The following is a 20375-nucleotide window of genomic DNA, read 5'->3' on the forward strand; positions in this document are numbered from 1 at the left end:
GTTGTTGCCGAGTACGGGTTTTCCTCTGAGATTTGTCGTATATGTCAACGATCATTGCCGTTTGAGGATAATCTCTATATCCTTGGACCTGTATTGGGTAAACGTTTACCTTTGGCGGCCGGTCCATTCTCGGTATTGGCCTGTCGGCTTTGCCTATGACTGGTTCGGCCCCTCATTGGTATGGCGAGAAATTGAACAATAATGAACTTAAGGTGGATGTATGACGCTCTCTCCAATTGATTCTGGCGTGTTTCTTGTTTACGTGGTTGCGTTGATCGCAATTGCTTGGTGGGTCTCCCGCGAAAAGCCGGGTCATCAAAAGGACACTAAAGACTATTTCCTGGCTGGTAACAGTCTTCCCTGGTGGGCCATCGGCTCGTCTCTTATTGCGGCGAATATCTCTGCAGAGCAAATTATCGGGATGTCCGGTTCGGGTTTTGCTATTGGTCTTGCGATTTCTTCGTATGAGTGGATGGCTGCCATTACGCTCATTATTGTCGGTAAGTACTTCCTACCGATTTTTCTTAAGCGTGGTATTTACACAATGCCACAGTTTTTGGAGCAGCGTTACGATCACAATGTTCGTACCGTTTTGGCGATTTTCTGGCTAGGCGTCTATGTATTCGTAAACTTGACCGCCGTGTTATGGTTAGGTGCTTTAGCGATAAACACTATCGCTGGCGTAGATATGGTTTACGGGATGCTTTTCTTGGCCGCTTTTGCGGTTGCGTACTCTTTATATGGCGGTTTGAAAGCCGTTGCTATGACTGACATTATTCAGATCCTTATCCTTGTTTTCGGCGGATTGTTATTGACCTACATTTGTTTGGGAATGTTAGGTAATGGCGAAGGCATTGTTGCGGGTTTCACTGAGCTTACAAGAGTGGCGCCAGAGAAATTCGATATGATCCTAAGTAAAGACAACCCCCACTACATGAGCCTGCCGGGTTTGTCTGTATTGGTGGGTGGTATGTGGATTATGAACCTTTCCTACTGGGGTTTTAACCAATATATTATTCAGCGTACGCTGGCCGCGAAAAGCTTAGCGGAAGGCCAGAAAGGTATTGCTTTCGCCGCATTTTTAAAATTGTTAATGCCTATTATTGTGGTATTACCAGGTATTGCAGCGGTTGTCTTGATCCCGGATCTCGGTCGTCCAGATGAAGCCTACCCATCAATGATGCAGTTAATGCCTGTGGGAATTAAAGGCTTGGTATTTGCTGCCCTCGTTGCCGCTATTGTGTCTTCGTTGGGTTCTATGACCAACAGTATTTCGACTATTTTTACGATGGATCTGTATTCTTACTATCGTAAAGATAAGTCGCAGGATCACTACGTGTTTGTTGGTCGTGCAGTAAGCTTGGGTTCATTGGTATTGGCTATTATTTGCGCTAAGCCACTACTCGGAAATTTTGATCAGGCGTTCCAGTATATTCAGGAATTCACTGGCTTTTTCACTCCTGGTATTTGTGTGTTGTTCTTGTTGGGGATGTTTTGGAAAAAAGCGAACGCGGCTTCCGCGCTGGTCGCGGCTATCGGGTCATTTGTCATGTCCTTGGGCCTCAAGTTCCTGTGGCCAGAGCTTCCCTTCATGGATCGTGTTGGCTTGGTATTTATCGCTTGTATCGTGTTTGCCGTTATCACCGTATTCGTTACCGATAACAAAGAGCAGGAGAAATCGGTTGATTTAAAAGGTATTGAATTTGGTACGACAACGTCCTACAAACTGTCTGCGTTAGCGGTTTCGCTGATTTTGGTCGGATTGTATGCCACCTGGTGGTAGGAGGTAGTGCTTTTTATAGGGCCCGGCAATTGCCGGGCTTTTTTTTGTTTGGAATATGGGCTTGCGAGAGGATTCGCGGCTATATCGGTCTTATTGAAAGTAATAGATGAGCATCGTTTCGAGATAAAAGGTGCAGTTGGAGTAGGGGTAAAACGGTATTTTTAGGTCTTTAGTCTGTGCGATCGTTATTTTTGATGTCGACGGTGTGGCCTTGGGTGCGCCGGACAAAATCTGATTATAGTCGGTGAAAGGTGAGTCCTATCCAAAAATAAACGAATATTTTTTATGCAAAGCGTCAATAGAAAATCGAAGCAATGATAGATCGCAACCTTACAAATACCGTGCGGTGGAAGAACGTAAGCGCTTACAACGCAAAAAATAAAGAGTGGCAATAAATATGAGTAAAAAGAATTTTTCCTTAAACGTCGTATCAACGGTATTGATCACGGTGTTATCGGTAACATCGATGAATGTGGTCAGCGAAGTGAAGCTCACCATTGATTTTGACAAGACCTATCAGCAGATCGATCATTTTGGTGCGTCAGACGCGTGGTCAATTAACCCAACTCTCAATAAGTGGATGTTGGAAAATAAAGAAGAAAATATTGAAAATCTGGCGGATCTGCTTTTTTCTCCGGAAGACGGTATTGGCTTGTCTGCGTGGCGTTTCAATATTGGTGCCGGTAGTAGTGAACAGGGTAGTGATAGCGCAATTTCAGATTCTTACCGTCGTGCGGAATTATTAATGGCCGCACCTGGTGGCGAAATCGACATTAATAAGCAGAAAGGTCAAATTCGTTTATTGCAGGAAGCTCACGAACGAGGCGTTGCTGATTTTGTCGCGTTCTCCAATAGCCCGCCAGTGTGGGCCACTAAAAATGGTTTGGCACACCCCGGCAATTCCAGCAATCGATCTACGATTGGATCTACCAATCTGAAAGGGGATAGTGTTAATCATTTTGCAGAGTTTTTAGTTGGTGTTCTTCAGTATTTACGCGGTGAGAGCGTCGGCGTGCCGGTAAATTATATCAGCCCTCTTAATGAGCCGACATGGGAGTGGGAAGGAGAGTCTCAGGAAGGGAATCGGTACAACATGACGGATGCGAAAAATGTGTACCGTGCGCTAAATAGCGCGATCGATAAGGCGGGTCTCGCGGATAGCGTCCATATTGATGGGGCGGAAACCGTGGAGTATGCCGCTGCCTTAAGTGATACATATGCGCTTGAGTATAACGACTCCCGCTATAACAGCGGAATGAACAGTAAAAATTATGGTTTGTATAAAAACTATATCGATGAGCTGCTAGGTGATAGCGAAATGCGCGACATTCTCGGTAATCATCTCTCAATGCATGGGTATTTCTCAGAGGCTTGGGCCGACCGTATGGGTCCTTTGCGCGATCTGACGTGGGCAAACCTACAAAAGGTGTCACCGGGCGCAAAGCTTTGGATGAGTGAAGTGTGTATTTTAGGGGGCGCTGGCGATGTGCGCTTGTTTGAAGGCGGGGGTTTCAATGTCGATGATATGGATTACGCACTGCACGTTGGCAAAATGATTCATCGCGATCTGACGCGCTTAAATGCGTCTGCTTGGCATTGGTGGTTGGCGCTAACGCCTTACGATTATAAAGACGGATTGCTAAAAATTAATCGTTCACTTGACGCTGAAAGCCTGCAGGATTCTAAAGTCATGTGGACCTTGGGCAATTTCAGCCGTTTTATCCGACCTGGATATCTTAGGGTCGATTTACCCGAGGTAGACAACTTAAATGGCCTGATGGCATCGGCTTACAAAAGTCCGGACGATAGTAAGGTGGTTGTGGTTGTGATTAATGCGAGCAATAGTGTGCGGGATATTGATCTGGATCTGGTGAATTTACCCGCCGGGAAAACGGTTGCGCAGTATCAGGTCTACACCACTAACGCGAGTAATGAATTAACCCCAGGGGGCACTACCGGCGATATTTACAGTATTCCTGCACGCAGTACCGTCACGTTAGTCGCCAATTTGGGCGAAATTACAGCGCCTCCTGAGGCCCGTATTTCCTTTAACGAAAATCCCATTGTGGCAGGAGGCTCGGTACTTTTCAGCGATAATTCCACTAACGTTCCCACTAGCTGGAGCTGGGATTTCGAAGGTGGTGCCCCTACTGTTAGCACATTCTCGGAGGCAACAATTGCTTATCCTAATGTAGGCCTATACGACGTAAGCTTAACAGTTACGAATAGTTTTGGTTCCGATACGTTGTTGTTTGAAGATGCAGTTGAGGTGGTGGATGCGTTAGATTTTGCGCATTGTGATAACAGTGGTGCTATAACTCGCGAAAATTGGCTTAATCAAGCGATGACGGGAGACGAGGCTACGGATTCATCCATCGCATCACTGCCATTATCGAGCAATGCCGATACAGTGGACGAGCTTGTGATACTCGAGACCGAAACCGATATGGGCGACAGCTACGGAACGCGTATCCGCGGCTACTTATGCCCACCTCTTACAGGTGAATACACGTTTTGGATTTCCGGTGATAACAGCGTAGAGTTGTGGCTGAGCTCGAATTCTAATCCCGTTAATACCGCGCGCGTTGCCTACCATACTGATTGGACGAATCCACGGGAGTGGACTAAGTATGCTTCTCAAGAGTCAGCGCCCGTAGAGCTAGATGCAGGAACGCTCTATTACATTGAAGTATTGCATAAAGAAAACTCCGGCGGCGACAATTTAGCCGTTGGTTGGAAGTTGCCCAACGGCGATCTGGAGCGGCCTATTCCAGGCGCGCGACTGCTAACCTTTAATGTCGATACTACACCTACACCGGTACCTACGCCCACCTCTACCGTTCAACCCAGCTCGGAACCTTCGCGGGGAGGGGGAGGCAGTATCAATTTTGGGATATTGTTCGCAGGGGTTCTCCTCTTAGGAATAAATCGCTTTTTGAAATTGGCCTGAGTACAGCTGGGGTATTGATATGAATAAAATGATGTTGTTAGTACTATTTTGGTCTGGAGGGACCCTGCTCAGTATTGAGTCGAGTTGGGCGGCGCCGGTGGACTGGGCGAATCCCGAAGTCTTTCGTATTAATAAAGAGCCTTCGCGCAGTTTTTTTTATACTTTTCCAGATAGAGAATCTGCAGAGCTATCTTCAGTTTGGGAGTCTGATAGCCATCAACTCCTGAACGGTGACTGGAAGTTCCATTGGGTTGACGTTCCAGAAAAAAAACCTGTAGGTTTCGAAAATCCCGACTTTGATGATAGCCGTTGGGTTGATTTTCCTGTTCCAGCCAACTGGGAAATTAATGGCTATGGCATACCTTTTTATCGTAGCCATGCTTGTTTTATTCCCGATGCCGTGCCCCCACAAATGCCACTTAGCTACAACCCTGTAGGAACTTATCGAAAAACATTTACTTTGGACGAAAGCTGGCTCGAAAAGGAAACTTTTATTCATTTCGGGGCAGTAAAATCCGCGTTTTATCTTTATGTTAATGGAAAAATGGTAGGTTATTCTCAGGACTCCAAAACACAGGCAGAATTCAATCTAACGAGCTATTTAAAGCCGGGGGAAAACTTGGTTGCACTGGAGGTCTACCGATATTCAGATGGTTCCTATTTTGAGTGTCAGGATATGTGGCGTATGAGCGGAATAGAGCGAGATGTGTATCTCTATACGGCGCCAAAAGTTCGTATGCGTGATTTTCATGCCTACACCTCGTTGCAAGATAGCTATCGTGATGGTGTTCTGGAGTTCGATATAGATCTTGAAAATCACACAAAGGAGAGCGTTAGTAGCTATACAGTTGATGTAAGGGTGATTGATAACGAAAACAAGGCGGTAATATTTCAGCGTCTATCGGCAGGGAAAATCGGAGCATATCAAGAGAAGACGCTGGCGTTTAGGAATGTGATTAACGCTGTTAATGCCTGGAGTGCGGAAATACCGAATCTTTATCGGCTGGAGCTTACGCTGAACGATGGTGCGGGGAAAACGGTCGAATATATTCAGCGCAATATAGGCTTCCGATCCACGGAGCTAAAAAATGGCAATATTCTAATTAATGGTAAAGCTGTTCTTTTTAAAGGCGTCAATCGTCACGAGCACGATCCACGCACGGGGCACGTAATATCGCGAGAATCAATGGTGCGTGATATTCAGATGCTAAAACAATACAATTTTAATGCAGTACGTCTGTCCCACTATCCGAACGACCCGTATCTGTATGATTTGGCTGACAGCTATGGCCTATATGTTATGGATGAAGCAAATATTGAAAGCCATGGCATTGGTGCGGCGAACCAAGGGCCATACAATCCAAGTGTTCATCCAGTTAATAAACCTGAGTGGAAGGCTGCCTACCTTGATCGCATCAAAAATATGTACGAGCGCAGCAAAAATAGCGCTTCAGTGGTCATGCGGTCATTGGGTAATGAATCTGGGGATGGCCCCAACCTGGAAGCGTCTTTTGATTGGTTGAAAGCACAGGAGTCAAGTCCGGTTATATCAGAGCAGGCGCAGCTACGCCGTCATACAGACGCCTACGGCCAAATGTACGCAACTATTGATTCAATTACGCACTACGCTGAATCCCAACATGATGATCGACCTGTCATATTAATTGAGTATGAGCATGCGATGGGGAATTCTTTAGGAAACTTCAAAGAATACTGGGATACCTTCGAGAAATATAGCGCATTGCAAGGCGGTTTCATTTGGGATTGGGTGGATCAAACCTTCGAAAAAACAACAGCTGATGGTACAACGTTCTGGGCCTATGGTGGGGATATGGAACCCGCAGGAACTCAGCATGATGATAGTTTTTGCGCAAATGGATTAGTTGACGCAAATAGGAAGCCTTATCCCTATCTATATGAAGCCAAACGTGTGCATCAGAATATAGGGTTTAGTGCGGAGAATATCTCGCGCGGAAAAATAAATATTCAAAATAAGTACTATTTTAGTGATCTAAGGCGTTACGTGTTGTCTTGGGATTTACAGGCGGATGGCGTAATCGTTGCGCGAGGCCGTGATATACCGTTAGGTGCCGCTGCGCAAAACGCCGAAATAATTCAGCTAAATTACAATCATGACTTTGATGAAAGTAAAGAATACTTTCTAAACTTAACTGTGATCGATACCCGTGAAACGTTGTTTTCGGCTAAAGGTCACTCTATTGCGTCCGGACAGCTGGCGTTTCCTTTTAAGCTAATGTCTGAGCGTGAAGTTGGACGTTCTCATTTATCTGTTGTAAACAAAAAGTCGGGTGTTACCGTATCGGGAAAAGGATTTCGCTATGGTTTCGATAAGCAGTTGGGGAAATTAAACTCGATTAACTATGCAGGAAGAGAGCTGTTGCTGTCTCAGCCGAGACCGAATTTCTGGCGTGCGCCAGTTGATAATGATTTTGATATCGAGTCTTACCACACCAGTCTGTCTAAGTGGCAGAATGTCGGTAAAGAGATGGCGTTAATTTCGTTTTCAGTTGAAAAGCCTGGGAAAGACGAAGTGAAAATTTCTACTGAACATTTTATATCGTCAATTGAAAGCCGCTACTTTATGACGCATACCATCTATGCTTCAGGTGAAGTGAATGTTGATGTATGGTTTTATGCCGCTCCTCATCAAAAACAGCCGGAATTTCCGCGCTTTGGCGTAATTTTCGAGCTGGATAAAAATTTCAACAGTATCGATTATTACGGCCGTGGCCCCCACGAAAACTATTGGGATCGAAAAGCTTCTGCGGATATCGGTCTATATACAACATCGGTCAATGATTTGTATGTTCCCTACGTTCGGCCTCAGGAGAATGGTCTGCGAACCGATGTACGCCATGTAGCCTTTTATGGCGATGATGGCAAGGGAATTCAATTTTTAGGAAAGCCACATTTAAGCTTTGGAGCAGAATACTACTCTCAGGATGATTACGACCAGTCTAAAGATCAGTGGAAAAAACGAAATATTCATCCCCACGAGCTGAAAAAAGGTAAAGGTATTTACGTGAAAATTGATCACCGCCATAGGGGCGTGGGTGGTACGGATTCCTGGGGCTCTCCACCGCTATTTAAATATACAGTACCCTGGTTAGATTATCGCTACCAATACGCATTTAAACCTTACGTTCGCGACTGATATTACGCTTTACTTTAATCATTAGGGCCGGTCTTTAGTGACATCCTGTTACTAAAGACCGGAGTGTTTTCCTGCGTCCCGTCTTATATCTCTCTTCGTATTATTTCGAAACACAAGCTTTTCCGCCTTCCCAATATTCTTTTACAAAAAAATGGAAATCTATTAGGGGATGCTTGGACGAAAGGGGTCTAAGTAAATAGTGTGGGCTCTTGCTGGATTTGGAAGAGCGCTAAACGCGGCTGTTTTTCACAGAAAAACTGATTCATAAATACGTTTAAAATTGTGAGAGAAAAATGAAAATAAATATAAAGGGTCTAAGCAGAAACTGGGCGACCTTAGTGTCGGCTTTAGCAGTTTCTTTGCTCGGCGGTTGTGGTGGTTCTGGGGCAGACGATGTCGCTTTTGACTATAATCCAGAAACGCTGATATCCGAAAATTCGTCAAATGAATACGTTGAACCACCTCGTGCACCCGACGGTTTCAAGGTGATTTATTACGTGGATTCCGGGGATGGAACACCCGATAAACTCGAAGCACTGGAAACGTTTGGTACGCGTAGTAGTACTGAAGATCAAGCGTATGGCACCGATGCGGTAACTGGTTTTAAGTGGGGGTACACATCCGATACTGCTCAGTATTATTCGGATGGCAATCTTTATGGCAGCATACGTGGAGATGAGCGTGACATTGCAGGCGAAGGTATTGAATATTCCTTTGAACTCGAAAATGGAAGCTATACGGTGGTGTTCGGCTTTAACGACCCGTGGGACAGCGAAGGTCTTCGCCATGTAAGCCTCACCGCAGAGGATGTAGTGCTGGAAGAAGATTACTACATTCCCGTTGATGATGAATTCAAACGTTTTGATAGCGTCGAAGTTTCTGACGGCGTTCTCAATCTTGGGATCAAACGTAACATAGCCAATTCAGACCCAGAGGCCGATCCGCAAATTTCGTGGATAGAAATATGGGGCGAAACTGATGAGCAAGTGGCTGCACCTGCGGCAAAGTCATGGATCGTTGGTGACTTCCAGGTAGATGCTTGGAGCTTGTCGACTGCACCGCAAATGACGCCGGTCGGAGACGATTGGTATGAGATGACTGTTCATTTTCAAGACGCTGGTGGTTTCAAATTCTTTGACCAAAATCAGTTTTTGAATGCAGATAACTGGGGTGTAGAGTCAGAAAATAGTACAACGATTACCTACTCGGACGACACTTTTCCCATCGTCGTTAGCGAGGCAGGTTACTACGATATTCGATTCAATATTACCTCGCTGGTCTACACGATTACGACATCCGATCTTTCTGCTTTAGACCCTCAGAATGAAATGTTTGTGATTGGTGTTGGTTTTCCCCAGGAACCCGATATGAATTGGGATACTAGTAAAGCCATTCCTCTCATCAAAAACTTTCGTGGAATGGGTGAGCAAGTTTTTGGTATCGAAGGGTTGGAGTTTTCAGATGAAGTTGAATTGAAAATCATCAATGAGCGTAGCTGGGACGGCATGGATATCGGCTTTGTCAATGCCGCTGTTTACAACGAAACCGGCGCGGACTTTTTCTGGGGTGAAACGATTTCCGGTAGCGGTACACCAAACCTCGCTTACAGCGGCGCAGCGGGATTATATACATTAATTTTTGATTACGCCGCGAATCGAGCCACCTTGTTCAAGGGGCGTATGTATTTGGTGGGAGCAGGCTCTCTTGGTTCATGGGATGTTGGTCAAGCGGCAGAATTGGATCAGGTAGACAATGGTTGGTTCGAACTTTCACTTCGCTTTACCGCCGAGGAAAACCCCGAAGAGCTTGAAAAGCCCTATGGCGATTTCAAATTTGTTAGCGAACAAAGTTGGGACGCTGGCAATTTCGGACTGGTGGATCGGTCCATCAGCTTAATTGAAATGATAAATTCTGGATCAAGTGCAGGTATTCCTGCGCCTGCGCCCGGATACTACGTTCTTAGATTTAATCCTGAATCATTGGCGTACTCCATCACCGCTATAGATTTGGAAGCCAATCCTACACGCAGTGAAATGTTTATTGTCGGTAAGGGGTATGTCGATTATCCGGATCTGGATTGGTCGGTAGAAAATGCCATCCCTATGTCTCGTGATTTTCAGGAGCGGGGCGACTACGTATTTGGCCTCGAATGTCTGGAGTTTGGGAGTGCGGTGGACATGAAGTTTTTGGGCCAGTTGGGATGGGATGGATTAGACGCCGGCTTTGTTAATGGAGGAGAACAAACCGCTCCTCTGGTCGGGGTGAAAGCCGATGTCGTTGGAGATACTTCAGATTTGAAACTCATTGATCAGCCAGGGTTTTACGACGTGAGTTTTGACTACCTGATTAACCGAGTGAACGTCATTCCTAATGCTTCAGGCGATTGTTTGTAAACACTTATAGCTTAGCAATTGATTCGGTCGATAGACCTCCTAACGAATAATTATAAGAGGCAGATTTTTGCTCTGCTTTTTGGGAAGGATTTTAAAATGAAATTGAAAAATTCAAAAAATATTGATAAAACGTCTCTATTTTGCGCGTCTTTGTTGTCGCTGAGTATTTCCAATGTTTTGGCACAAGAAGCTAATCCAGATGACGCAGATGAATACGCAACTCTTGAAGAAGTATTTGTAACAGGCTATGTAAGCAGTTTAAAAAAGGGCATTGAGATAAAGCGGTCTTCGGATTCTATTGTCGATGCGATTGAGGCAGAAGATTTAGGTAAGTTTCCGGATGCAAACGTTGCTGAATCGTTACAGCGTGTAACGGGCGTTGCGATTGATCGATCCGGCGGGGAGGGCAACAAAGTCAGTGTTCGTGGCTTGGGGCCCGAGTTTAACATTGTGACTTTGAATAACCGCGTGTTACCGAATCCGGATGGGGCTCGCTCATTTAGCTTTGACGTATTGGCGTCGGAAATGATTTCGGGCGCAGAAGTCTATAAGACTTCGCAGGCGGGTCTTTCTGACGGTGGTATTGGTGCAGTCATTAACGTAAGCACATTTAAACCTCTTAATCTCACTCCGGGGCTCAGTGGCGCGGCTTCGATTAAAGGTATGCACGAAGAGCTAACAGAAGAAATTACTCCCCAGTTTTCAGGTTTAGTAAATTACACCAATGATGATAGAACTTTTGGTGTGGTAACGTCCATTGCGTACCAGAAACGTGATGCGCGATTTGATGAGGCGTCAACCAGTGGTGGTTGGGTGCAGAATAGTTTTGACCTGGATGGGAATGGAGCGAGCGAATTGCAAGCTTGGGCGCCGAAGGGTATAGGTTATCGAGTCGAGCTTTCCGAAAGAGAGCGCACTAGCGGGCTTGTTGTTGCACAGTGGGCGCCGGATGAAAGCCTTACTTTGACAGCAGATTTGCTGTATTCAGAATATGAAATTCAGTCTGATAAAAATCAGGTAGCACACTGGTGGGCAACAACCAACAACAATACTGCTGGGCCGGGTAGTGTTAAGGTTGATGAAGACGGTACCGTGGTTTTTTGGCAGGGGCATGCCGCGCCGACGGAATTTGTCCATTCAACCAGTAACCGCCCTACGACCACCTATATGTCTGGTTTCAACGTGGAGAAAGTGTTTGACAATGACTCGGCCTTAACACTGGATGTTTCCCACGCTAAAGCGAAGAACGATGCGGGGGGGACTCAGAGCTACGCTGTATCCGGTTTTAGAAATACCACAGAGAGTTCATCCATATTTGAAATACGCCCCGGGGATACGGTTCCATCACTTACCTTTCCTACTTTTGATCCGGACACTGATTCCTATACCGATGAATTCACATCTAACCCTCCAGAGCTTACCGACGCTGCGTTACTTGGCAATCACTTTATGGTAGTGGAAGGCGATGATAACGAAGACACCATTAACGCTGTAACCTTGGATTGGAATATGCCTCTGGAGTGGAGCGTTGTCTCTGCGGTAAAGGCAGGAACATTTTTTAGTGATAGGGAATTTCAACGTACACGTTTACGAAGTTCGGATATGGCCAACAACGGCACTTCCACGGGATTCAATGATGATATTCCCGATAGTATCGGTACTCTTGTGACGGTAGATAACTTTCTTCCAAATGCGACAGGTAATTTTCCTCTGGCCTGGCTGACAACGGATAACCAAGCGCTACGCGACTACTATGAATCAGCTGATTTTGTTAAAAATGGTGAGTTCTATAATCAGCGGGTGGATGAAAATGGTGATCCGATAGCTGCTTTGGATTACACGCCGAATGTTGAGCTATCTAATAGCCCAGGCGTTTCGGAAGAAAAAATGGGTCTCTATGTTGCTATCGATCTGGAAGGCGAAATTGCAGATAAATCTTGGAGCGGTAATTTTGGTATTCGTGCGGTAGAAACCAACCAGGTTTCTTCGGGATGGGGTGAGGAAATTCTTAGTATTGAACCTAATCCAGATGACCCAACGATTAGTATTGTAACCAAAGATGTAGCCAAGCCAATGACGGTTTCCAACGATTATGTGAATGTCTTGCCGTCGTTCAACTTCAAGTTAGATCTGCTGAATGATGTTGATGTTCGGTTCGCCGCTTCGCAAACAATAACGCGGCCCGAATTGGGACGAGTTGGTGTCGATGCAGGCATTAATACTCGACCAGGTGCTTTCTCTATTTCCGGTGGCAACCCCTATCTGAAGCCTTACAAGTCGACCAACTTCGATTTAGCGGTTAACTACTATATGAACGATTCTGCCTACTTCGGCGTTGCTTATATGGATAAGAGTATCGCAGACTTCATTACCACTGCCTCACTTCAAACCGTGATTGCAGGGGAAGATTTTGTTGAAACTCGACCGTTTAATGTTGAAGAGGCTAGCATTCAAGGGCTTGAAATAGCGACCCACTATTTGTTCGAATCTCTTCCTGGCTTGCTAAGCGGTCTGGGTGTGCAGTTTAACTACACCTTTGTCGATAGTGATTCAGATTATCGACAAGAAGAAGGGTCTGGAGTTTTTGGTATTGAAGGTTTGTCCGACACCGCGAACTTTATCGCCAGCTACGAGTACGGTCCGGTTCAATTCCGAGCATCCTATAATTGGCGCGATAAGTTTTTGTCAACCGTATCAAATGGTGAAATGGAACCTGTTTACGTGGGTGAATATGGTCAGTGGGACATGAGCTTTAGTTATGCAATTAACGAAATTGTTACGGTGTTTGGTGAGGGAATTAACGTCACCGGTGAAGCGAACCGTAGTTATGTGAGAATTGAAAACCGTCTCCAGGATTATACTTATACCGGCACTCGACTAGCCATAGGTGTTAGAGCTAAGTTTTAAATTAACGGATAGCTGCGCTTTTTAATAGGCCTGTTATTCATCCTTCAATTGGGCGCTATTCGTTTTCGAGCAGCGCCCAATTTATTTAGAAAAGCTGAATATTTACTGTGTTGTGTGAATTAAATTCTATGTGGTAGAAGTTAAATTGGGTGGCGGGCGTTTCGCGCTTAAAAAAATTATAAATTGATGAAAATGGTAATAAAAAATATAGTTGGTTCTTGCCTGCTGCTGATTTTAGTGAGTAATGCTCACGCTGATGAAAATAAAGCCGCAATGAGCGACAGGCAGTATTGGGTGAATTTGGCGTATCAGCTATCGGAACCGGTATTAAAAAACATGGCTGAAAATGCTCTGGTCAAGCGCATGCCTGTGGAATTGAGCCCTACCTGGGACGGACGTCGTAAGGATGTGGTCTATATGGAAGCGTTCGGCCGCCTTATGGCGGGCCTTGCGCCATGGCTGGCCCTGCCCGATGATAAAACGAATGAGGGGCGAAAGCGTAAGCGGTTGAGACAGTGGGCGTTGCAAAGTTATGTTCATGCGGTGGATCCGGAAAGCAACGACTATTTTCTTTGGGATAAAGAAGGCCAGGTATTAGTTGATGCGGCTTATATAGCCAATAGTTTTTTACGAGCACCCGAAGCGTTATGGGATCCTTTGGATGCGTTGACCAAGCAGCGTTACATTGAGCGCTTCAAAAGCTTGCGTCGGGTAGATCCACCCTACACAAACTGGCTGATGTTTTCTGCCATGATTGAAGCCTTCCTGCTGTCCATCGATGAAGATTATGACGCATTTCGAATCCATATGGCGATTCGGAAAGTGGAGGAGTGGTACGTAGGGGATGGTCTTTATGCGGATGGAGAGCAATTCGCCCTGGACTATTACAATAGTTATGTTATTCAGCCCATGTTTGTTGAGGTTCTACAGGTGTTGGTCGAAAATAAAATCATCGTTGACGAAGCGACATTAACGATGGCTCAAAATCGTATGAAACGCTACGCGATATTTCTGGAGAGACTCATCTCTCCCGAAGGTTCCTACCCCGTTTTCGGTCGCTCGATCACCTACCGTATGGCGGCATTTCAGCCCTTATCTTTATTGGCTCTGAAGGATCAACTTCCGCAAGTGTTATCTGAAGGCCAGATTCGTGCTGCGCTTACCGCTGTGATGAAGCGTATGTTTTCTCGCTCAGATAATACAGATCAAAATGGGTTTTTACGGCTTGGCTTTGTTGGTCATCAACCGGATCTTGCCGATTGGTATACCAATAACGGCAGTCTCTACATGACGTCCCTGGTATTTCTCCCTTTAGGCTTACCTGAAAAACATTTTTTTTGGCAGGCAGTAGCAGAAGACTGGACGTCGAAAAAGGCGTGGTCTGGTAACTTATTTCCCAGAGATGACGCGATTAGTTTCTAATTGTGTGTTTACCTTTATTTCGAATATTCCGGTAGGAAAAAACTAAAAATGATTATTCCTGAATTGTTTAGCCTGGTAGGAAAAACGGCGCTTGTTACTGGGGCCAGTCGAGGTCTTGGTCAAAAAATTGCGGAAGGTTTAGCAATGGCGGGTGCAGAGGTGATTTGTAGCAGTAGTCGCGATGGTGGATGTGATCGAACGTTGGATATTATTCAGGCGTGCGGAGGTAAAGGATTTAGCTTTTGCGCCAATTTAAATAGTGACGGCGACGTGCGTTCAATGATTAAGAGTGTATTTGCCGCCGATCATCGAATCGACATACTGGTTAATGTTGGTGGAACTATTTTCCGTAGTCCCGCCGTTGAATACCCCTATCACGAATGGCAAAACGTTCTTAGGGTGAATCTCGATGCAAGTTTTTTACTCGCTCAGGCCGTTGCCCCGGAAATGATTAAACGGCAGCAGGGGAAAATTATTAACATTGCTTCAATGTTGTCCTATACCGGCGGTATTACCGTACCTGCTTACACCGCCAGTAAACATGCGATAGCGGGCTTGACCAAAGCTCTCGCGAATGAATGGGGGGAACATAATATTCAGGTTAACGCTATTGCGCCAGGGTACTTTCGAACCGATAACACGCAAGCCTTACAGGACGATAGAACGCGCAACTCCGAAATTGAAAAACGTATTCCAGCGGGTCGTTGGGGAGAGCCAAGTGATTTGCAGGGCGCGGCTATTTTTCTGGCTTCGCATGCTAGTGATTATGTGAATGGCCATATTCTGGCTGTTGATGGCGGCTGGCTGGCTCGCTAAAGACGATTAAAAACTAATCTTGAACGACATTGTTGAGATAAAACCATGACCACAGAATGTGAAAATCGTTATGCCGTAGGCCCCAACGAAGCAATGGCCTTCGATACCCAACAGTTAAGGCAGGCTTTTCTCTCCGAAAACCTGATGCAGGTTGATAAAGTCGTGTGGCTGTATACCCACTATGAACGATTTATGGTGGGTGGCATCGTGCCCGTCTCCAAAATATTATCGCTTGAAACGCTAGATGCATTAAAAGCCGAATCGTTTCTCTGCCGACGCGAATTGGGCATTATTAATGTTGGTGGCGTAGGCCGAGTGGTCGCCGACGGGGTAAGCTATGAACTTGACTACAAAGACGCACTCTACCTCGGGAGCGGAACGCAGCAGGTGAGCTTTGAAAGTAAGAGTGATCAAAACCCTGCGCGTTTTTATCTGAATTCAGCACCCGCACATAAAAAATGTCCTAATAAATTTGTCGCTAAGCGTGATGCAAATGTGTTGGCGCTAGGCAGTTTGGAGACCTCCAATGAGCGTACGGTCAACCAACTCATAATTAATGGGGTGGTTGAAACGTGTCAGTTGCAAATGGGGATTACTGAGCTTAAGCCCGGTAGTGTTTGGAACACCATGCCTGCGCATCAACATGACCGGCGTAATGAAGTGTATTTTTATTTTGAAGTTTCGGGCGGGCAGTCGGTTTGTCACTTTATGGGAGAACCCCACGAAACTAGGCATATTTGGGTTCAGAATGAACAGGCGGTTGTCTCACCTCCATGGTCAATTCACTCAGGTTCTGGGACGCAGCATTACAGTTTTATTTGGGGGATGGCGGGCGAGAACCTGGATTATAGCGATATGGATTTTTTTCAGCCTCACGAATTGAAATAGTTCGTTTATAAATTTTTTGATTTTTTTCGAAGTAAACAATGTCGGAGTTTGATGCTCTGTCACAGAATAAAAAGTGAGTCGCCAGTGTTTATAGCATTCGATATTTCTCGAGTAAAAGGTATGTCGCTGGCATTGGTTGTCTGCCTGTTTGGTTCCACGGCGATCGCCAGTGCATCGGTGAATGTAACATCTGCGCTTACTGCGCGTACTATCTTGATTGACGATAATGCATTTTCTGCGAGTTCTGTAAATGTATTGGCGGGCACAAGGCAAACGTTATTTACCGACAGTATTTACCAGTATGCTGCTTTTTATAATGCGGACGGCAAGGTTGTTGTGGCAAAAAGACGGTTGGGAGACGATCACTGGGAAAAGCGTGTTACCTCCTATACCGGCAATGTTAGCGATGCCCACAATCACCTAAGCCTGATCATTGATGGCGAAGGTTATCTCCATCTAGCGTGGGATCATCACAATACGGTTTTAAAATATGCGCGCTCAATTCAGCCGGGTAGTCTCGTGCTGGAAAAGGCGGTAATGTTGGCGGACGATCGGATTAAGCCGCAGATGGTTCAAGAGCACAGTGTGACATACCCGCAGTTTTATCGGCTGAAAAGCGGAGACCTGCTGTTTGCTTACCGTGACGGTGGCTCGGGTCGGGGAACTCTGGTGCTGAACCGATATAACACTGGGCAGAAAAGATGGCAGCGATTACACAGTAGCCTGATTGATGGTGAAGGCGAGCGCAGTGCTTATTGGGATATGAGCCTAGACAGCAACGGCGTGTTGCACCTCGCCTGGATATGGCGGGAAACACCCGACGTTGCGAGCAATCACGACATTGCTTACGCACAGTCTCGCGATGAGGGTAAAACTTGGACTCGTATCGATGGCAGCGAGTATAAACTCCCCATTACCAGAAGGATTGCCGAACTTGCGTGGCCGGTTCCACAAAACCATAAACTGATGAATCCACCGGTGATTGCTGCAGACGGCAATAGTAATCCGTTCATCGCTAGTTATTGGGCGGACTCTCCAGGGGGAAAGCCTCGTTACCATGTACTCTACCATCGGCAAGCGTCATCCGGGTGGCAGGTAATCACGGCGTTGGCGCCTGCTCATAACTTCTCTCTCAGTGGTACCGGAACTAAACGTCCTCCGCTGTCTCGCGCGGCGTTGTTGGTTGAGCCTAAAGGGCGATTTCATCTGATCTTTCGCGATGATTTTTCCGATGGAAATATTATTGCTGCAACTGTAGACAGCCTCGATACCCCCGTTTGGCGCTACAAGCGGCTGATGGATGAAAATACTGGAGCATGGGAGCCAAGTGTTGATCCTGAATTATGGCGACGTCTGCAGCAGGTACACCTGCTATTGCAAAAAGTGGATCAGCTGGACGGCAATGATGTAAAGCATTCACAGGCCGCGGCCAATGCCATTAAGTTGCTGATCTGGAGCCCGAACTGGGAGCGTCATCAGGAGCTTTCGCCAGTTCAGGGTGAAGGAATCGCAGAGAATTTAACGAAGCCACTGATTAAACGGGATGTCCTTCAAGTGGCCGAAAAAGCCGCCGATTGGCAGTGGCGGCATATGGTGTTTGAGGGCCACCATTATCATCCGCGCGGTTGGGCGCAAGCGCCTTTTTTGATGGGGAATCTTGCCATTGCACCGCTGTTATCGAATAGCGATCTCGAACAGCGTGTAGTCGACTATGGCGATACCTATGGTTGGGCGCCGCACCGCAGCCTTTACGATGCAGACGATCACGCCATTGTTCAGCCCTACTTGACTCTGTATCTGAGGCGTCGTGAGGCGAAAATGCTCACGGCTTCAAAGCAGCGATTCGATCAGATCTTGGAACAGCCTTCCCCCTCGAGTATGGATTGGGGCAATCCCGATAGCCGCCATCGCTGGACGTGGAGCGATTCCCTTTTTATGGGCCCAAACAGTTGGCTGTTGATGTATAGGGTAACGGGAAACGATGAATATCTGAAATTTATGGATGAAGAGTGGGCGGCTACTACCGAGCGGCTCTATCGGCCGGAGATTGGACTCTATTTTCGCGATGAATCCTATTTGGATGTGCGTGAGCCCAATGGAAAAACTCTTCATTGGTCAAGGGGAACCGGCTGGTCGATTGCGGGGCTAGCGAGGGTGCTCGAGAATTACCCCCAAAACCGCGAAGTCTACGAGGGCTATACTGTTCAGTTTAAGCAGATGGCTGCGGCATTTGCCAATGCCCAGCAATCCGATGGCCTCTGGCGACCGGGGTTGCTCGATCCCAATACGCATACAGCCAAAGAAAGCAGCGGTAGCTCTTTTGCCGTATTTGCTCTCGCCTGGGGGATCAATCACGGTCTTTTGGATAAGCAAAGGTATTTTCCTGCGGTTGTTAAAGGCTGGAATGCGTTGGTCAATTGCGTTACCGACGACGGAAAGCTTGAGCACGTTCAGCCTATAGGCGCTGCCCCTCACGGTTTTGATCCTGCCAATACGGAGCCTTTTGCCGTTGGTGCCTTTCTGTTGGCCGCCAGTGAAGTTGCCGAGCTGGGCCAATGAGTACTGCAAAGGCGGGACTTCTCAGTCGCTATGCGGTGTCATTGGTTTTGGTTTTTTTCGCCTCTTACGTACAGACGGCTTGTGCGACGACTATCGAGATAAAAAACCCGTCGGCTCTAACACGGGCGTCTGAAACAATTGCCATACCTGTGACCACTCTCCGAGCTGAAATCGGCAATCAGCCATTAGAGCAGCTATTGGTAAAAGACGAGTCGAACCGATACCAGTTAACGCAATTTATCGATAACGATTTGGATGGCAAACTTGATGAGTTGCTTTTTCAAGTGTCGCTAAAGGCTTATGAGGTACGCCGATTTACCCTGGAATTTCGCTTAGATAGCGAAGAAAAAAAGCCGCGCTCGAATGCGGTGGCCATATCCCGCTTTGTACCAGAGCGATTCGACGATTACGCATGGGAGAATAATCGTGTGGCTTTCCGCGCGTTTGGCCCGAAACTCCAAAAAATGGCCGAAAGCGGTATCGACGGTGGCAGTATTTCCAGTGGTATTGACGTCTGGCTGAAGCGTGTTAGTTATCCCATCCTCGACAGTTGGTATCAGCGGAATCTGACAACGCCTGGCTATTACCATACTGATCACGGCGAAGGTTACGATCCCTACCATGTTGGTAAAAGCCGAGGGTTGGGCGGAACCGGGCTTTGGCAAAACGGGAAATTTTCCACATCCAGAAATTTCACCGATTGGAAAGTCATTGCCAATGGCCCTATACGCTCCACTTTTGAATTGTACTATGCACCTTGGAGTGCATACGGCATTCGAGAGACAAAGCGAATATCATTGGATTTGCACAGCCATTTCTCCACTATTAAGGTGTCGTGGACAGCGGCCGCTGTGCCCGAAAGCCAATATGCTGTCGGGCTGGCTTTGCACAAGGCCGAAGGGCGTACCGCTATGAACACCAGGGCCGGGTGGGCGCGGTATTGGGAGCCGATGGATGATTCTTGGTTGGGTACCGGGCTGATTTTTAACCCGCAGGATGTTACTGATATGTTTAAACGAGAGGCCAGAATGGAAGATGACAATCATATCGTTGTGTTAATTCGGCCCTCTGCAACCTTCAGTTACTCGGTAGGCTTTGCCTGGCTGAAATCCCCGTATATTGACTCTGCCGAAGGTTGGGATTCCATTGTCGCCGCAGAGGTGAACAAGCGCGTGGCCCCTCTGGTTTTTTCGTTCAAATAATAATTGCCCAACGATTTTCGTGTTCGCCAGCAAACGTCAAATTCAGTGACTTTCGTCACATTAACAATTGTACGTTAAGGGTTCTTAATGCCAATTCTGTCTTACTATTGTTATGTGAGTGTTTGAACAAATGAGATGTCGTTGCTGTGCGCGAAAGCATTGCTGTATAGGTAGCGTTGTAATCGAACCTGAGGAACGAATATTGTCGGCCTTTACTACGTCGTGAATGTAAACCGTGGGTTGATGCTGGTGGCGCGACGGTGGTGGAGTAGTTAATCAG

The 20375-nt window shown here is 46.5% G+C and carries 10 protein-coding genes; all 10 read left to right on the forward strand.

All coding sequences use genetic code 11. The features are described 5' to 3' along the window. Nucleotides 1-220: 220 nt before the first annotated feature. Nucleotides 221-1783 carry a sodium/sugar symporter gene (locus tag H5715_RS19770; RefSeq protein ID WP_075186607.1) on the forward strand — a complete coding sequence of 521 codons (1563 nt, stop codon included), beginning with the start codon at nucleotides 221-223 and terminating at the stop codon, nucleotides 1781-1783. A gap of 397 nt (nucleotides 1784-2180) precedes the next feature. Next, nucleotides 2181-4733 carry a glycoside hydrolase gene (locus H5715_RS19775; RefSeq protein ID WP_075186608.1) on the forward strand — a complete coding sequence of 851 codons (2553 nt, stop codon included), beginning with the start codon at nucleotides 2181-2183 and terminating at the stop codon, nucleotides 4731-4733. Nucleotides 4734-4752: 19 nt separating this feature from the next. Beyond that, the gene (locus H5715_RS19780; RefSeq protein ID WP_075186609.1) at nucleotides 4753-7908 is read left to right on the forward strand and encodes a glycoside hydrolase family 2 TIM barrel-domain containing protein; all 3156 of its coding nucleotides are present in this window, start codon (nucleotides 4753-4755) and stop codon (nucleotides 7906-7908) included. Between the two features lie 293 nt (nucleotides 7909-8201). Next, the gene (locus H5715_RS19785; RefSeq protein WP_075186610.1) at nucleotides 8202-10301 is read left to right on the forward strand and encodes a cadherin repeat domain-containing protein; all 2100 of its coding nucleotides are present in this window, start codon (nucleotides 8202-8204) and stop codon (nucleotides 10299-10301) included. A 96-nt stretch (nucleotides 10302-10397) separates the two neighbouring features. After that, the gene (locus H5715_RS19790; RefSeq protein ID WP_075186611.1) at nucleotides 10398-13208 is read left to right on the forward strand and encodes a TonB-dependent receptor; all 2811 of its coding nucleotides are present in this window, start codon (nucleotides 10398-10400) and stop codon (nucleotides 13206-13208) included. Nucleotides 13209-13394: 186 nt separating this feature from the next. Further along, nucleotides 13395-14630 carry a DUF2264 domain-containing protein gene (locus H5715_RS19795; RefSeq protein ID WP_075186612.1) on the forward strand — a complete coding sequence of 412 codons (1236 nt, stop codon included), beginning with the start codon at nucleotides 13395-13397 and terminating at the stop codon, nucleotides 14628-14630. A gap of 48 nt (nucleotides 14631-14678) precedes the next feature. Further along, nucleotides 14679-15446: an SDR family oxidoreductase gene (locus tag H5715_RS19800; protein WP_075186613.1), complete on the forward strand. Its 768-nt coding sequence runs from the start codon at nucleotides 14679-14681 to the stop codon at nucleotides 15444-15446. Between the two features lie 45 nt (nucleotides 15447-15491). Further along, the gene (gene kduI / locus H5715_RS19805) at nucleotides 15492-16334 is read left to right on the forward strand and encodes a 5-dehydro-4-deoxy-D-glucuronate isomerase (protein ID WP_075186614.1); all 843 of its coding nucleotides are present in this window, start codon (nucleotides 15492-15494) and stop codon (nucleotides 16332-16334) included. An 84-nt stretch (nucleotides 16335-16418) separates the two neighbouring features. Next, complete coding sequence (locus tag H5715_RS19810) at nucleotides 16419-18893, forward strand: BNR-4 repeat-containing protein (RefSeq protein WP_175574293.1); 2475 nt, start codon at nucleotides 16419-16421, stop codon at nucleotides 18891-18893. Continuing rightward, on the forward strand, nucleotides 18890-20095 hold the full coding sequence (locus H5715_RS19815; protein WP_075186616.1) for a DUF4861 family protein: 1206 nt from the start codon (nucleotides 18890-18892) through the stop codon (nucleotides 20093-20095). Before H5715_RS19810 ends, H5715_RS19815 begins: the two co-directional genes overlap by 4 nt. Nucleotides 20096-20375 lie beyond the last annotated feature (280 nt).

The organism is Teredinibacter haidensis (genome assembly GCF_014211975.1).
In the GTDB taxonomy this organism is placed as follows: Bacteria; Pseudomonadota; Gammaproteobacteria; order Pseudomonadales; family Cellvibrionaceae; genus Teredinibacter; species Teredinibacter haidensis.

Excerpts from the sequence above, each read along its gene's own strand:
- H5715_RS19770 (WP_075186607.1), top strand. The coding sequence starts at position 221 with ATGACGCTCTCTCCAATTGATTCTGGCGTGTTTCTTGTTTACGTGGTT.
- H5715_RS19775 (WP_075186608.1), top strand. The coding sequence starts at position 2,181 with ATGAGTAAAAAGAATTTTTCCTTAAACGTCGTATCAACGGTATTGATC.
- H5715_RS19780 (WP_075186609.1), top strand. The coding sequence starts at position 4,753 with ATGAATAAAATGATGTTGTTAGTACTATTTTGGTCTGGAGGGACCCTG.
- H5715_RS19785 (WP_075186610.1), top strand. The coding sequence starts at position 8,202 with ATGAAAATAAATATAAAGGGTCTAAGCAGAAACTGGGCGACCTTAGTG.
- H5715_RS19790 (WP_075186611.1), top strand. The coding sequence starts at position 10,398 with ATGAAATTGAAAAATTCAAAAAATATTGATAAAACGTCTCTATTTTGC.
- H5715_RS19795 (WP_075186612.1), top strand. The coding sequence starts at position 13,395 with ATGAAAATGGTAATAAAAAATATAGTTGGTTCTTGCCTGCTGCTGATT.
- H5715_RS19800 (WP_075186613.1), top strand. The coding sequence starts at position 14,679 with ATGATTATTCCTGAATTGTTTAGCCTGGTAGGAAAAACGGCGCTTGTT.
- kduI (WP_075186614.1), top strand. The coding sequence starts at position 15,492 with ATGACCACAGAATGTGAAAATCGTTATGCCGTAGGCCCCAACGAAGCA.
- H5715_RS19815 (WP_075186616.1), top strand. The coding sequence starts at position 18,890 with ATGAGTACTGCAAAGGCGGGACTTCTCAGTCGCTATGCGGTGTCATTG.